The organism is Halorubrum trapanicum (assembly GCF_017873555.1).
GTDB classification, from domain to species: Archaea; Halobacteriota; Halobacteria; order Halobacteriales; family Haloferacaceae; genus Halorubrum; species Halorubrum trapanicum.
Genome location: NZ_JAGGKE010000006.1, coordinates 46,403 through 60,774 on the forward strand (window position 1 = coordinate 46,403; position 14,372 = coordinate 60,774).

Sequence of the window (14,372 nt, forward strand, 5' to 3'; positions counted from 1 at the left end):
GCCGCTATTTATAAGTAGAACCCGATGCGGTGGCGCGTGCCTTCGAGCGCCCTCCGGGTGCGAGAAGCACGCGCGAGGGACGCGGTGAGCGACGTGGGCGACCGGAGGGAGCCCCGAGCGAACCGCGAGGCTGGGGAGGCGTGAGGTGCGGGGCGGTGCTGTGCGGGGCGGGACTCAAAGGGGCAGTCGCGAGGGCGAAGGCGGCCGAAGTAAGCACCGCAGGAACGAGCGTAGCGAGTGACGAGGAGCGCAGCGAGGCCCCCGAGCCCTCGCGACTGGGGCTTTGGCGGTGTCCGCCGCCGATCCACCGTCAACTGTTTATAAGCAAGCGGCTGGGGCCTTGGCGGTATTGGCCACCGATCCGTTATCGTCCATTTATAAACTGTCTTGGACGCTGCCGACGCTACCGCTCGCTATTTATAACCAACCACGCCGACGCACCGATTCGAATTCACTATCTCACTCCACTCGGCCCACGGTCACGTCGAACGGGACGTACTCGACGCGCTCGTACTCCTCGGCGCCCATCGCGTCGACGACCTTCCGTCCCATCTCGCGCCAGCGCCCGCGGAGGTCGTCGTAGGCGCCCTCGGAGGTCGCGGCCACCAGTTCGTCGCGGTGGTCGGCCAGCCCCGCGCCGGAGGCCTTCCGCGCCGCCGAGCGCAGCGCGGCCTCGGCGTACGGCGGCTCGGTCCGCTTCTCGTGGACGTAGCGCCGCGTCCGCACGTCGACCAGCCCCGCCGCGTCGAACGCCTCGCGCACGCGGTCGCCGAGCGCCACGTCGGTGTCCACCCCGTCGACGTACGCCTCGCGCGCCTCGCGCTCCAAGCGCTCCTCGGCGCCGACGGTCGAGGCGACTCGCACGTCCGCGTTGTCCGGCTCGACCGCGGCGACGAGGTCCGAGGAGACCCGGGCGAGTTCACGGACCGCCGCGGGTGGATCGGGGAGGTTGATCAGCAGGGCCTGACAGACGGCGAGGTCGACCGCGCTCCCGCCGACCGGGAGCCGGGTCGCGTCGCCCGCGAGGTAGCCGATCCGGCCGTCGGATTCCGATTTCCGTTCCGCTTCGCGGGCGACCGAGAGGAGTTCCGGGTCGGCGTCGACGCCGATCACTGTCGCTGAGCGCTCGCGGTCCGCTGTCTCCGCTTCGGCGGCCAACACTCTGGTCAGCTCTCCGGTGCCGCAGCCGACGTCGAGGACGCGCTCGCGGCTCGACAGCTCGAGGTCCGCGAGCGCGTCGCGGCCGTCGTCCCACATCCCGCGGCGGGTGTGTTCGAGGTACTCGGCGGAGAAGCGTCGCACGCCCTCGCTTCGGCGCGGGCGGAAATAAACGTCCGGAGATCGGTCGTCGCGCTCGCGCCGGGTCGCGTTCCTCAGTCGCCGTCGTCGATATCCTCGTCAGCCTCGTCGCCGTCGTCGATGTCCCCGTCCTCATCGCCGGACCCGAACCCGACGAGATCGGCGCCGAGGACGGCGGTCACGCCGGCGCAGTAGCCGACGAACGCGCTGCTCACGCCGATCGCGGCGAAGCTCACCGTCACGTCGCCGATCGCCGGACTCCCCCCGTTGACGCCGGGGACGCCGACGACCGTCCCGAGGAGGACGAACCCGCCGAGGACGACCGCCGGCACGACGCCGACGGCCAGACACGCCGGTCCCCCGCAGCGCGCGTACGCCCCGGCGGCCGCCAACGGCCCGGGCGCGTAAAACACCAACAGCGGCAGGAGCCGGTCGGTCAGGGCGCTCGCCGTCGTCACGTCCGCCGACTCGGCGGCGAAGGCGGCGACGAGCGCGAGCGTCACGACCCCGGCGAACCCGACCACCAGCCCGACCGCCCGGTCGCGGCGGCGTCCGAACAGTAACGCCTTCGTGGTGGGCATATCCGTGGATCGATCACGGGGTTACTTAAATCCGCGTCGGACGGGTGGCGTCCTCGGGGAGAACAGAGACGGCGCCGCGGAGACGAGGGCGCTCAGTCGCGGCGGAGTTCGCGAACCCGATCGATGTTCCACGCGAAGCTCTTCCCGTCCTCGGTCGGCGTCTCCAGGGCGAGCGGCACGTCGGTCAGGTCGGGGTGGTTGAGGAACCGCTCCATCCCCGCCTCGCCGATGTGCCCCTCGCCGATGTGGGCGTGTTCGTCCTTGTTGGTGCCGCACTCGTGTTTCGAGTCGTTGAGGTGGACGTACTTCAGGTGCTCTAAGCCGACCACGTCGTCGAACTCCGCGATCGTCCGATCGACCGCTTCGGGCGTCGAGAGGTCGTAGCCCGCCGCGAACGCGTGGGCGGTGTCGACGCAGACGTCGATGTCGGTCTCCGTGCGGTCGATGACTCCCGCGAGGTGTTCGAACTCGCCGCCGAGCTTCGTCCCCGCGCCCGCGTCGCTCTCGATCAGGATCGTCACGCCGTCGGGCACGTCGAGGTCGTCGATCACGGAGGCGGCGTTGTCGAGGCCGCCCTCGACGCCGGCGCCCGTGTGCGCGCCGAGATGGACGTTCACGTACGGGATTCCGAGCTTGTCGGCCGCGTCGACCTCCGTTTGCATCGAGTCGAGCGACTTCTCGCGCAGTCCGTCCTTCGGCGTACAGAGGTTCACGAGGTAGGAGGTGTGGATCACCCACGGTCCCTCCAGGTCGCGTGCGGTCCCCTCGCGGAACCGCTCGGCCTCGTCGTCGTCGATGTTCGGGTCCTGCCACACCTGCGGCGAGTGGGTGAAGATCTGTCCGCAGTTGCCGCCGACCTCGACCTGATTTCCCACGGCGTTGTCCACGCCGCCGGCGATGGAGACGTGCGCGCCGACCTTGAGACTCATACCGGACACTGGGGGGCGGCCGAAAAAGCCCCTTCGGAACCGGGCGAACTCCCGCTCGCGCTTCCCGAAGTCCCCCTACGCCCCGTCGCGCCCCGGCCGCGTCCGGATCCATTCCTCGTCCCGGTACTTCTCCTCGACGAGCTCCGCGGCGCGCTCAAGCTCCGCGTCCGTCCACGACCCGTCCGCCTCGACGGTCGCTTCGGGAGCCTCGCTCGCCCAGTCGGCAAGCGCCGACTCGACGGCCCCGACCGCCTCCGCGCGGTCGACGTCGACCAACTCGTCCATCCCGACGACGCGCTCGCGGAACGCCTCGGGCGTCACCGGCGGGTCGGCGAAGACGCCGAGGTGCCGCGCCGCGTCGACCGCGTACGACAGCGACCCGTGCTGGATCACCGCCTCGCGCTTCCGGTACTGCGCGTTGCCGGCGATCTTCCGACGTCGGTCCTCGTCGGGTCCGGCGGCGGATCCGCTCGCGTCGCCCGCCACCACGTCGTGCGCCGGGTGAAGCTCGCGGAGATAGCAGGCGGGGCGGTACAGCTCCGGGACCGACTCCTCGACGTAGTCGGCGTCGACCCCGAGACGGTCGAACGCGTCGAGGACGGGTTCACAGAGGAGGTGGTAGCAGTCGAGCAGTTCGCCCGGCACCGTCTCCGCGGGGACCGCGATCGAGTAGGCGATGTCGCCGCGCGCGTCGTGGTAGATCCCGCCGCCGCCGGTTTGGCGACGCGTCACGTCGATCCCCTCGCGCTCGCAGAACGCCCAGTCGACCGTCTCGGGGTCCTGATGGCGGCCGAGCGTGAGACAGCTCGGCTCCCAGCGGTACGCCCGGAGCGTGGCGGGACCGCCCGCCGCGGCGGTCTCGGCGGCGACCTCGTCGAGCGCCATCTGTAACGGACCGGGGCGGGCCTCCTCGCGGATCAGCCGCCAGTCGACGGCGGGCGCGGTCATACCGTCACCCTCGGCTCATCGGTTTATCCCGCCCTCGCCCTCGATGACGCTCCGGACCTCCTCGCGGGTCGTCACCGCGAGGTCGCCGTCGGTGGTGCGTTTCAGCGCCGCCGTCGCCGACCCCCACCGGAGGGCTGCCGGGAGGTCGCCGCCGCGCAGCCGTTCCGCGATGAACCCGGCGACGAACGCGTCGCCGGTGCCGATCGCGTCGAACGTCTCCGCCTCGAAGACCGCCTGCTCGTACACCGACCCGTCGTGGAGCGCGACCGACCCGTCGAGTCCGCGGGTGACGACCACCGTGTCGAACCCGAACTCCGTGGCCAGCCCGTGCGCGATCTCGACGGCGCCGCCCTCGCGGCCGAGCACCTCGCGCGCGTCGCGCCGGGGGACGAACAGCGTGTCGACGTGCTCGAACAGGTCCTCGTACGCCGCCCGCGCCGTCTCCGGGTCCCAGAGCTTCGACCGGTAGTTCAGGTCGAACGAGCGGGTGGTCCCCGCGTCGCCGGCGGTTCGCAACAGCGAGGTCGTCGTCTCCGCGGCCGCCTCCGAGAGGGCGGGCGTGATCCCCGTCGTGTGGAACCACTCCGCCTCCTCGACCGCCCCCGCCGGGAGTTCCTCCGGCTCGACCGTCGTGATCGCCGCGTCGGCGCGGTCGTAGATCACGTTCGTCCCCCGCGGCGAGCCGCCGTGTTCGAGGTAGTAGGTCCCGACCCGGCTCGCGTCCGGGTCGGCCCACGCGACGCCCGGTCGAACGCCGTGGCTCCGCAGCTCGTTCACGATCCGGCGCCCGGGCGGCGAGTCGGGGAGCTTCGAGAGCCAGCGGGCGTCGGCGCCGAGCCGCGCGGCCCCGACGGCGACGTTGCTCTCCGCGCCCCCGGCCTGAACGGTCAGGTCGCGGGTCGTCTCCAGCCGCTCGCCCCGCGGCGGCGACAGCCGGAGCATCGTCTCGCCGAACGTGACGAGGTCTGTCATCGGGACCACCCCGCGGCGCGCGGGTCGAAGGGATTCATACCGGGTGCTACGCTCGGCCGACTATAAGAGGGGGTGATCCGGCGCCGAGCCTCACTCGCGGGCGAGCGAGAACGTCACCGTCTCCGGCTACTCCGCGTCCTCGCGCTCCCGGTAATCCGGGAGCACGTCGTCTTGCATCACCGCGCCCTCGGTCGGCGACTCTGGCCGGCGGGTCATCGGTTTGCCCCACGTCGTCCGGTGTGGCTCGGCATCCGGGTCACCACTCCGCGACGGAGCCGTCGTCGTGGCGCCAGACGGGGTTGTGCCAGTCGACGTTGCCGCGCTGTTGCGGACGTGCTCCTCGTCGATCTCGATTCCCAGCCCGTCGCCGTTCAGAGTACGGTAGATCCGACCCCGACCGCTCCTCCGAGACCGTCGACTGCAGAGTCAATTTGTTATCGCGATATACACTATATTTGATCCTCCGCCGAACGCACGTCCCTTTTAGGAATCGCCGGAGTAGGGGCGCGTATGGTGCGAAACGTCGCCGGCGACATGGCGGAACTCGATCCCGAGGACTTCTATCTCCTCTCGGGCGTCGAGCAGGGGATGCGCTTCTCGGAGTGGGTCCGCCGCGACAAGCTCCCGGACTACGCCGACCTGACTCGCGAGGAGGTCGACTATCGGATCGACCGCTGCCTCGACCGCGAGCTGATCGAGCGGAAGACGATCCAGTACGAGGGGTACCAGCTCACCTTCGAGGGGTACGACGCCCTGGCGCTCCGGACGTTCGCGGAGCGCGAGACGATAGACGGCGTGGGGTCGCCGCTCGGACTCGGCAAGGAGGGCGACGTGTACGAGGCGCAGTCGTTCCGCCCGCTCGCCTTGAAGTACCACCGCGAGGGGTACACCAACTTCCGCGAGGTCAACCGCGACCGCGAGTACACCGCCGACCGCGACCACGTCTCGTGGCTGTACACCGCGCGCAAGGCCGCCGAACGCGAGTACGAGGCGATGGAGGAGCTGTACCCCGACGTGAGCGTGCCGCGACCGGTGGATCACAACCGCCACGCCATCGTGATGGAGAAGTTCGCGGGCGTCGAACTGTCGCGCGCGACGCTCGACCCCGAGCAGGCGGTCGGCGTTCTCGATCTGATTCTCCGCGAGCTCGCCATCGCCCACGAGATGGGCTGGGTCCATGCCGACGCCTCCGAACACAACGTCGCGGTCGCCGAGAGCGGGATCACGATCTTCGACTGGCCGCAGGCGGTGTCGGTCGACCACGAGAACGCCGGGGAGTTCCTCGAACGCGACGTCGAGAACCTCATGCGGTACTTCGCCCGGAAATACCCCCACGAGGTGCCCCGAGACGCCGATACCGACGGAATCGCGGCTGCTATCGCCGACGGCTCGTTCGAGAGCGTTCGGGCGTTCGGTGAGGAGTAAACCGCATAGCGCAATATAAAATACGTTCCCTCCGATCGGGTAGCAGCGGCGCATTACTACTGACGAGCTACCAGCGAGAACCGAGCGGACGGACGAAGCGGTGTTCGCTGCGGTTTCCGCGACCACCGGACTGGCGGCGTTCCGCATCTGGGCCGAACGCGGAGGCGGTAGCCCTCCCCCCGACGTCGAAGCCGTCGTCGACGGCACCGACCCGCGGCCGGGCACAGCGGACAGGGCCGAATCGGAATCGGTCGTCCGCGGTCCGGGGATCAGACGTCGATGTTCTCAGCGCGGATCGCCGTTCTCGCGGCGATGTCGGCCATGTGTCGACCGCACTCGGCCGCCCGCCGGACGCGGGAGAGCACGTCGGACAGCGCGACCGCTTCGGGCACCGATTCCGGGCCGGACCCGTCGTACAGACGGCGTTCGACCGGCTCGATACGTGCCACGGCGTCGTCGCACCGTTCCCTCACCGCTCGTACCTTCGTCATGTCCCCGTCGAGGACGGCCGTTACCGCGTCGTCGATCGCACATACGACGTCGTCGGTCGCGGAACGCGCGTCCGCGGCCACTTCGTCTCCGAGCGGCTCGGACAGCCCCTCTCCGGTGCTCGCGATTCCGATGGCCTGCTCGGTGACCGTTTCGAGCCGACGAGCGATCGAGTAGTAGGCGAACAGCTCGGGCCGGGAGACGCCCAACGCGTCGAGTTCGGCGTGCGAGACGAGCGACCGCGAGAAGTGTCGCGTCACCATCTCCGCGGAGCGACGCGTTTCGTCGGCGCGGTCGCGGATCCCCGCATGCGTGTCGGCGGCGTCGACGAACCGCTCGGTCGCGTCGCGGAGGAGCGAGGTGACCACGTACTGGAGCTGAACGATCGACTGGCGGACCGAGGCGGAAGCGGTGTCCAGGAGGTGTCTGATCGTGATCTCCGCGTCCGACTCGTTCAGGATGTTCGTCCCGACCAAGTCCCGGACCGTCGACCGAACGGCCTTCCGTTCCGCCGCCGAGAACGCGCCCGTCCGGTGGAGGGTTATCGTCTCGAACCCGACCGCGTGCGCCGTGCGAACGGCGCGCCGGACGGCTTCTTCGCCGCCGTCGCCGACGTCGATCGTCGCGGCGTCCAGCGAGTCGACGTCCGCCTCCGAGGACCGGACGAGGATCGAGCCGTCGCGGTGGGTGTACAGCTGTAGCTCCATCCCGGCCTCGAAGCCGTGGCTCGTGGCCCACTCCTTCGGAATCGAGACGGTGAAGGTGCCGCCGCCGACCTCCTGTAGTTTCCTCGTCTCCATGGTCAGTAGATCAGTTTCGGGTCGCCGTCGTCCATGTACAGCGTCCGCGCGGCGATGTTGACGGCGTGATCGCCGATCCGCTCCAGATCGCGGATCGTGAGCAGCAGCCGCGACACGTCGTCGAGCAGCCGCTCGATCTCCCAGCGGTCGGACTCGCCGGCGATCAGTTCGCGAACGACGGCCTCGCTGGCGTTCTGACACGAGGCGTCGAGCTCGTCGTCGCGCTCGGCGATCGCTCGACACGCCGCGGAGTCGGCGTCGACGTAGGCGTCGAGCGCCGCCCGGACCTGTCCGCGGGCCGTCTCGCCGATCGTCTGAATCTGGACCTCCGCGATTTCGTCCGAGCGACCGGCGAGCGCGTACCGGGCGAGGTTCGTCGCGAGGTCGCCGATCCGCTCTAAGTCCGTGAGGATCTTGAACGACGCGGCGACGAATCGGAGGTCGGACGCGACGGGCTGTTGGAGCGCGATCAGGTCGATACAGTCGCTTTCGAGGTCGAGGTACCGCTGGTTGATCCGTTCGTCGCCGTCGATCACCTCGCGGGCCAGTTTCTGGTCGTCGCGTTCGAGCGCGTCGAGCGCCCGGGAGAGCTGATCGAGCACCGCCGTCCCCATCGACTCGACCTCGGACCGCAGCGCGGCCAGCGACTCGCGGTACTCTTTGCGGGGCACGGCGATCACCCGAACTTCCCGCTGATGTAATCCTCGACGCGCTCGCTGTTCGGGTCCTCGAACACCTGATCAGTTTCGCCGTACTCGACGAGTTCGCCGCCGGTGAGGAAGACCGCGGTCTGGTCGGAGATGCGCGCAGCCTGTTGCATGTTGTGCGTGACGATGACGACCGTGTACTCCTCGGAGAGGTCCTCTATCAGGTCCTCGATCTTCGCGGTGGCGATCGGGTCGAGCGCCGACGCGGGCTCGTCCATGAGGATGATCTCCGGGTCGACGGAGAGGCACCGAGCGATGCAGAGCCGCTGCTGTTGCCCCCCGGAGAGACCGAGCGCGTTGTCGTCGAGTCGGTCGTTCACCTCGTCCCAAAGCGCCGCGTCGCGGAGACAGCGTTCGACGAGCCGATCGCGTTCCTCCTCGTCGCTCCGGTTCAACAGCCGAGCGAGCAGGCCCGTGTCGAGGTCCCCGTGTTTCTCCGGGCCGTACGCGATGTTCTGTCGGATCGACTTGGGGAAGGGGTTCGGCGACTGGAACACCATGCCGACCCGCTTCCGGAGTTCGACGAGGTTGACGCCGTCCTGGTAGATGTCCTGGCCGTCGAAGCGGACCGTGCCGTCGATCCTCGCGGAGCTGATCCGGTCGTTCATCCGGTTGAGACACCGGAGGTACGTCGACTTCCCGCAGCCGGAGGGACCGATCAGCGCGGTGACGCTCTGTTCGGGGATCTCCATCGAGACGTCTTTCAGGGCGTGGTCGTCGCCGTAGTAGACGTCGAGGTTCTCGACGGTCATCTTGGATTCCCCCTCGAACTCGTACTCTCGCCACTCGTCTCGCGTCTGCTCGACGCTTTCGCCGGTGGTCGTCGTGAGCGGCTGGTCGGTGCCTGTCGTCGCGGTGTCCGTCTGGGTCTGTGGGTTCTGGTTCTCGCTCATTTTTGATCAGGTGTGGCGGAGCCGGCGGCGGAAGTAGTAGCGCGTTGCGATCCCGATCGCGTAAAACGACAGGACGATGATCAGGAGGATCAGTGCGGTCGCCCACCGGAACGCGTCCGCGTCGCCGACGTTGCTGCTGGCGCCCACGCCGGCCGAAATGAGGGCGTACAGTTGGTAGGGCAGCGCCGACGTCGCCTCCAGGAGCGCCGGGTTCGCGACGAACGGCGGCGCCGACGTGAACTGGAAGCTGCCGAGGACGTCGACCGTCTGCGAGCCGGGGACGAACGTCCCGCCGGCCATCGTCAGCAGGATCGGGGCCGTCTCGCCCGCGATGCGGCCCACGCCGAGGATGACGCCGGTGACGACGCCCGGGAGCGCCGCCGGCAGGACGACGCTCCGGATCGTCTGCCACTTCGAGACGCCCAGCGCGGCGCTGGCGTCGCGGTACTCGTCCGGGACCGAGAGCATCGCCTCTCGGGACGTGATCACCACGAGCGGCAGCAGCATGAAGCCGAGCGTGATCATCCCGGAGAGCAGCGACTTCCCGTTGCCGAACCGCGGGATGAGGAAGGCGAACCCGAACAGCCCGAAGACGATACTCGGGGTGCTCCACAGCCCGTTGGTGGCGACCTCGACGACCTGCGTGAACCGGCCGCGCTCGGCGTACTCGGTGAGGAAGACCGCCGCGCCGACCCCGAGCGGAACCGCCAGCAGGACGGCCCCGATCACGAGCCAGATCGTGCCGACGATGGCGGGCAGCACGCCCTGGAAGTCGTTGAAGAGGGCGACCCCGTTCATCACGAACGGAACGGAGACCGGGAGCGTGACCGACACGCCGAGGATCGTCGTCTGCGGTCCGGTGCCGAAGCCGAACTCGGCGCCGTTGAGCAGGCCGGGGACCCCCTGAACGACCACGTATGCGACGAGGACGAAGAGGAAGGCGATGATAGAGAGCGCGTTCAGGTAGACGAGCACGTACGCGCCCATGTGACGGCCGCGGGCGCCGAAGCCGCCGTACGCCTTCGCCGACGCCCACCCGCCGTACAGCGCGCTGAACAGCGTCGCCGTCGGGACGAGGAACCCGGCGGTGATCGAGGCCTGCTGTGCCCAGTCGAGCTCCCACACCCACTCCGGGCCGATGACGCCGGTCAGGAAGACCAGTCCTATCAGCGCGAGGAGGCTCCCGAGGGGAAGCGTCGATCCGACGTCTTCGCGCGGGAGGACGGTGACCGCGAAGGCGGTGCCGCCGGCGACGACGGCGCCGATCACGCCGATCGTCGGGCCGAGGCCGAGCGTCTCGCTCACCACGCCGCCGCCGATCACGACCCACGGGACCGCAGCGCCGAACCCGGCGACGAGACCGGCGCTCGGGTCGGGGTCCGTCCGGACGTAGCCGAACCGCGACCCGACGCCGAAGGCGACCACCGCGACGCCCAGCGCGGTCAGCAGGCCGCCGAGCAGCGTCACGGTCCGCACCCCGGCGATCGCTCCGGTGAGGCTGATCCGTTCGAACAGCGCCGCGACGGCGAGCGCGAACAGGACCGCCGAGAGCCCGACAGCGCCCGCGGCGACGGCGTCCGTCTCGGTCGTCTCCTCCTCGATCAGCTCTCCGCCCGTCTGGGTCGCACCGGCCATCAGATCTCACCTCCGAGCCGCTTGTGCATCCGCCACTCGATGTACTGCGCGCCCACGGAGATGGCGAGGACGGTGACGAACAGGATCACGCCGGCGACGAACAGCGCGTCCATCTGGAGACCGTCGGCCTCGCCGTAGTTCCGAGCGATGATCGAGGTCAGCGTCTCCATTCCGTAGAAGACGTTGACCAGCGGCTCCGTGAGACGAGGCACGCCGCGGAGCATCACCGTGGCCGCCATCGTCTCGCCGATGGCCCGCCCGACGCCGAGCAGGACCGCCGCCGAAACGCCGGAGAACGCCGCCGGGAGGGTGATCGAGGTCATCGTCTGCCAGTCGGTCGTCCCCAGCGCCAGCGACCCGCTCTTCATCGACTCGGGGATGCTGCTCAGCGCGTCCTCGGCGACGGAGACGACGGTCGGGAGCGCCATCAGTCCGACGACGATCCCGACGAACAGGTACGAACCCTGTCCGGTCGTCTGGAACTGGTCGGAGGCCCAGGGACTCAACACGGTGAACCCGATGAACCCGTAGACGATCGAGGGGATGCCGGCGAGGACCTCGACGCCCGGCTTGACGACCTCGCGAACGGGGGCGGGGGCGATCTCCGAGAGGAACAGGGCCGCCGAGACTCCCAGGGGCGCGGCGACGGCGGACGCGATGAGCGTCACCATCACCGTTCCGTGGATCATCGGCACCATCGAGTACCGGATGGGCGGGGAGACGGCGTCCCAGTTGGGCTGGATGAACATCCTGAGTCCGGGAACCGTGAACCCGTACACCGTCGCGCTCTCGTACCGGATCACCGGGATCGACTCCCGGAAGATGAAGACGACGATCAGCCCGAGGATGAGGATCGTCGACACCGTCATCATCAGCGAGATGACGTACGCGGTCTCCTCTTGGTAGCGGAACCAGCCGACCGCCGACGAGGCGAGGAAGGCGACGAAGGGGAGGATCGTCCAGTCCGACACGGCCAGGAACCCGACGAGCGCGCCGAAAAGCGACAGCGCCATCACCGAGACGATCGCGAGCGCGGCCGGATCGGTCTGGTCGACGAACTCTCGCGTCTTGCGGATCCGGGCGCTGATAGCCCTGCGTATTCGTTCGCTCTGGGTGTCCGTTACTGGTGCCATGGCTTTGGGATGAGTGGCATTTGCGTTTTGGGTGTCTCGTAGAAATTGGCGTTTCAGAGTGCCCGGGGACGCGGTCGATTGCTGGGCGGTAGTCTGCGCGCACCGCGACGGATCGTGTCGCGGTGCGCGACCGGAGATCGGGACCGGGCCGATCTACGGCGTGAGGAGGTCTTCCGTGGCGACGGACGAGACCTGATCTTTCATCGCCTCCAGGTCGCTCGTCGGGAGCGGGATGTAGTTGTTCCCCTCGACGAAGACGGTCTGTCCGAACTCGTTGAGGAACATGTTGACGAACGCCGCCTCCCGCCGGTCGTACCCGCCGCCGTCGGGGTTGTTCTCCTCGATGAGCGTGTACATGTGGAGGTCGCGGTTGAGCGGGTAGCTGCTGTCGAAGATCGTGTTCTCCGCGTCCCGGCTGGTCTCGTACAGCGTGCCGTCGAAGTTGATCGCGATGGGCGTGACCTGGTCGCTCGTGAACGCCAGCGCCATGTACGCGATGGCGCCCTCGTTCTGGGCGACCGCCTGCGCGACCTGTTGGTTCTGCCCGAAGCGGGTGTCGACGCCCGGCATGGCGGCGTCGGCGCCGCCGAGCATGTTCAGCCGGAACGAGGTGTCGGTGCCGGACCCCTCGGCGCGGCCGATGGCGTAGATCTCCTGGTCGTAGTCGATGCCGTCGATCTCGTTCCAGTTCGTGATCTCGTCCTGGTAGATCTGACGGATCTGCTCGCCGGTCAGCTGGCTGACGCCGGCGTCCGAGACGTCGGAACTGACGACGACCGGCTGGCCGTCACGACCGACGACGTTGTCGACGACCCTGTTTTGCGCCTCCTCCTCGCTCCAGCCGAGCTCGGCCGTGATCGGGCCGGAGGAGTTGCCGATGTCGACGAGTCCCTCGGTGACGGCCTCACAGCCGGTCCCCGAGTGGCTCAGTCCGACCGTCGTCGGGAACGGCGGTTCGGAGCGCTGCTCCGTCGGCTCGAAGCCGAACTTCGAGGCGAAGTAGTCGGCGATGAGCATGCCGTCGGCGCCGTCCGACGCGAGTTCGTCCCAGCCGGGGACCGACCCCTCGTCGTTCGCGCCCCAGTACTCGCCGTCGCTCGACGGGGCGTTGGAGTTCCAGTACGAGCTGCCGGTGTTCGAGATCGGGTACACCGTCGACGAACCCTCGGCGTTGAGCAGCGAGCTGTCACCGCTGGAGCTGCTGTCCTCGTCGTCGCCGTCGCCGTCGCCGCCGTCGCCGCCGTCGCCGCCCCCGCCGTCGCTGCTATTGCCGCCGCCGCTACTACCGTCGCCACCGTCGTTGCTCTGTCCGCTACAGCCGGCCAGGCCGGCCGCTCCGAGCGCTCCCGAGGTGATGAGGACTTTCCGCCGCGATACACTACCGTCGGCCCAGTTCCGGTCGGACATCACCTGAAGAGTCTGGAGTATCTAATAAGGTGGTTTATATTTCTGGTATACTGAGGTACGTATAAATCACAGAAACGCAGTACCGGACCGGTCTGGTATGTACAATCGTTACTCCTACATATCTCTCCGTACCGTTCCGTTGGGTACCGGCCGCAAACGATCCGTTCTGACGGAAGGTATACACCAGCCTGTGAAAAACGGCGATGTATGACCGAATCCGCGCCGGTAGCGACCCCTCTCGACGAACTGGTCGAGACCGCCGTCGACCAGACGGGCGAGGACCCGGAATCGATTCGCACGTGGCTCGAGCCGTTCACCGACGACGAGGCGGTTACGCCCGCGGCGATCGAGGCGACCGTCACCGACGTCTCCCAGGTACTCGCCACCGCCGAGACGCGCGTGGACCTCGCGACGCGCGCCCACGAGAGCGCGAGCGACGCCGCCGCCGACGTCCCGGACCTCGATATCGTCGACGTCCGACGACGCGCGTTCGCGGAGCGGCTCGCCGACCTCCGGGCGGACGTCGAGGCGCTCGGCGGAGAGCTCGGATCGGCGGCGGACGAACTCGACTCGCCCGCGGACGTCTACGAGGCCGCGGTCGACCTCCACGAGATCACGACCGGCGCACAGGAGGTCGTCCGCGTCGCTCACGACCTCGAAACCGAGCTCGAAGCGTTCGAAGCGTGGCTCACCTCGGCCAACAGACGGCACGACGCGCTCGTCGACGAAGTCGAGAGCGCCGAGGAGTCCGCCGCGGCCGTCGCCGAGACCGTCGAGTCGCTTCGGGCCGCAGACGCCCCCGAGCAGGAGCGCTGGTTCGACGCGACCGTCCAGACGCGCGTGCTCGAGGTCGCCGTCGCCGACCTCCGGGCGGAAGCGGCCGACCTCCGCACGTGGGCGGAGGGCGAAGGGGTCTCGTTCCCGGACGATATCGAGGCCCGGATCGACGAGGTCGAGCGCGAGGCGGCGGCGAACGCCGAGGCGCTCGCGGACCGACCGAGCTTAGACGCCCGGTTCGCCGACCGGCTCGAAGCGCTCGAAACGGAGCTGGCGGCCGTCAGTCCCCCCGTCGCGTGGGCGCGCGTCGACGAGGTAATCGCAGAGGCGCGCGCGGGAATTTCGGGCGAGACGAGCGGGGACTGACGCTCGGTCGA

13 protein-coding genes are annotated in these 14,372 nt (G+C 68.9%); 2 read left to right on the forward strand and 11 right to left on the reverse strand.

What is annotated here, in order from left to right:
- Nucleotides 1-459 precede the first annotated feature (459 nt).
- The 5 genes from J2744_RS08210 to kdgK1 form a co-directional block, all read right to left on the reverse strand.
- Nucleotides 460-1,302 carry a class I SAM-dependent methyltransferase gene (locus J2744_RS08210; protein WP_209546541.1) on the reverse strand — a complete coding sequence of 281 codons (843 nt, stop codon included), beginning with the start codon at nt 1,300-1,302 and terminating at the stop codon, nt 460-462.
- Between the two features lie 71 nt (nt 1,303-1,373).
- Nucleotides 1,374-1,880, reverse strand: coding sequence for a hypothetical protein (locus tag J2744_RS08215; RefSeq protein WP_209546543.1), 507 nt, complete (start codon nt 1,878-1,880; stop codon nt 1,374-1,376).
- Nucleotides 1,881-1,972: 92 nt separating this feature from the next.
- Nucleotides 1,973-2,809 carry a deoxyribonuclease IV gene (locus J2744_RS08220; RefSeq protein WP_209546545.1) on the reverse strand — a complete coding sequence of 279 codons (837 nt, stop codon included), beginning with the start codon at nt 2,807-2,809 and terminating at the stop codon, nt 1,973-1,975.
- A gap of 75 nt (nt 2,810-2,884) precedes the next feature.
- Nucleotides 2,885-3,757, reverse strand: coding sequence for a lipoate--protein ligase family protein (locus J2744_RS08225; RefSeq protein WP_209546547.1), 873 nt, complete (start codon nt 3,755-3,757; stop codon nt 2,885-2,887).
- A gap of 15 nt (nt 3,758-3,772) precedes the next feature.
- Nucleotides 3,773-4,729 carry a bifunctional 2-dehydro-3-deoxygluconokinase/2-dehydro-3-deoxygalactonokinase gene (kdgK1, locus tag J2744_RS08230; RefSeq protein WP_209546548.1) on the reverse strand — a complete coding sequence of 319 codons (957 nt, stop codon included), beginning with the start codon at nt 4,727-4,729 and terminating at the stop codon, nt 3,773-3,775.
- A 510-nt stretch (nt 4,730-5,239) separates the two neighbouring features.
- Here kdgK1 and J2744_RS08235 point away from each other — a divergent pair.
- The gene (locus tag J2744_RS08235; RefSeq protein ID WP_209546550.1) at nt 5,240-6,154 is read left to right on the forward strand and encodes a serine/threonine-protein kinase RIO2; all 915 of its coding nucleotides are present in this window, start codon (nt 5,240-5,242) and stop codon (nt 6,152-6,154) included.
- Nucleotides 6,155-6,423: 269 nt separating this feature from the next.
- Here J2744_RS08235 and J2744_RS08240 read toward each other — a convergent pair whose 3' ends face one another.
- The 6 genes from J2744_RS08240 to J2744_RS08265 all read right to left on the reverse strand — a co-directional run bounded on the left by J2744_RS08240 (nt 6,424) and on the right by J2744_RS08265 (nt 13,218).
- Nucleotides 6,424-7,443 carry an AbrB/MazE/SpoVT family DNA-binding domain-containing protein gene (locus J2744_RS08240; RefSeq protein WP_209546551.1) on the reverse strand — a complete coding sequence of 340 codons (1,020 nt, stop codon included), beginning with the start codon at nt 7,441-7,443 and terminating at the stop codon, nt 6,424-6,426.
- Between the two features lie 2 nt (nt 7,444-7,445).
- Nucleotides 7,446-8,123, reverse strand: coding sequence for a phosphate signaling complex protein PhoU (phoU, locus tag J2744_RS08245; RefSeq protein WP_209546553.1), 678 nt, complete (start codon nt 8,121-8,123; stop codon nt 7,446-7,448).
- Nucleotides 8,120-9,043, reverse strand: coding sequence for a phosphate ABC transporter ATP-binding protein PstB (gene pstB / locus J2744_RS08250; RefSeq protein WP_209546555.1), 924 nt, complete (start codon nt 9,041-9,043; stop codon nt 8,120-8,122). The genes phoU and pstB overlap by 4 nt, the downstream gene beginning before the upstream one ends.
- Before the next feature lie 6 nt (nt 9,044-9,049).
- The gene (gene pstA, locus J2744_RS08255) at nt 9,050-10,678 is read right to left on the reverse strand and encodes a phosphate ABC transporter permease PstA (RefSeq protein ID WP_209546557.1); all 1,629 of its coding nucleotides are present in this window, start codon (nt 10,676-10,678) and stop codon (nt 9,050-9,052) included.
- Nucleotides 10,678-11,811 (reverse strand): phosphate ABC transporter permease subunit PstC, encoded by a 1,134-nt coding sequence (gene pstC, locus J2744_RS08260; RefSeq protein ID WP_209546559.1) that lies wholly within the window; start codon nt 11,809-11,811, stop codon nt 10,678-10,680. Before pstC ends, pstA begins: the two co-directional genes overlap by 1 nt.
- Nucleotides 11,812-11,964: 153 nt before the next feature.
- The gene (locus J2744_RS08265) at nt 11,965-13,218 is read right to left on the reverse strand and encodes a PstS family phosphate ABC transporter substrate-binding protein (protein WP_209546561.1); all 1,254 of its coding nucleotides are present in this window, start codon (nt 13,216-13,218) and stop codon (nt 11,965-11,967) included.
- Between the two features lie 207 nt (nt 13,219-13,425).
- Here J2744_RS08265 and J2744_RS08270 point away from each other — a divergent pair, with 207 nt between their 5' ends.
- A complete protein-coding gene (locus tag J2744_RS08270) occupies nt 13,426-14,361 on the forward strand; it encodes a halo transducer protein (protein ID WP_209546563.1) in 936 nt (311 codons plus the stop codon).
- The last annotated feature ends 11 nt before the right edge of the window (nt 14,362-14,372 follow it).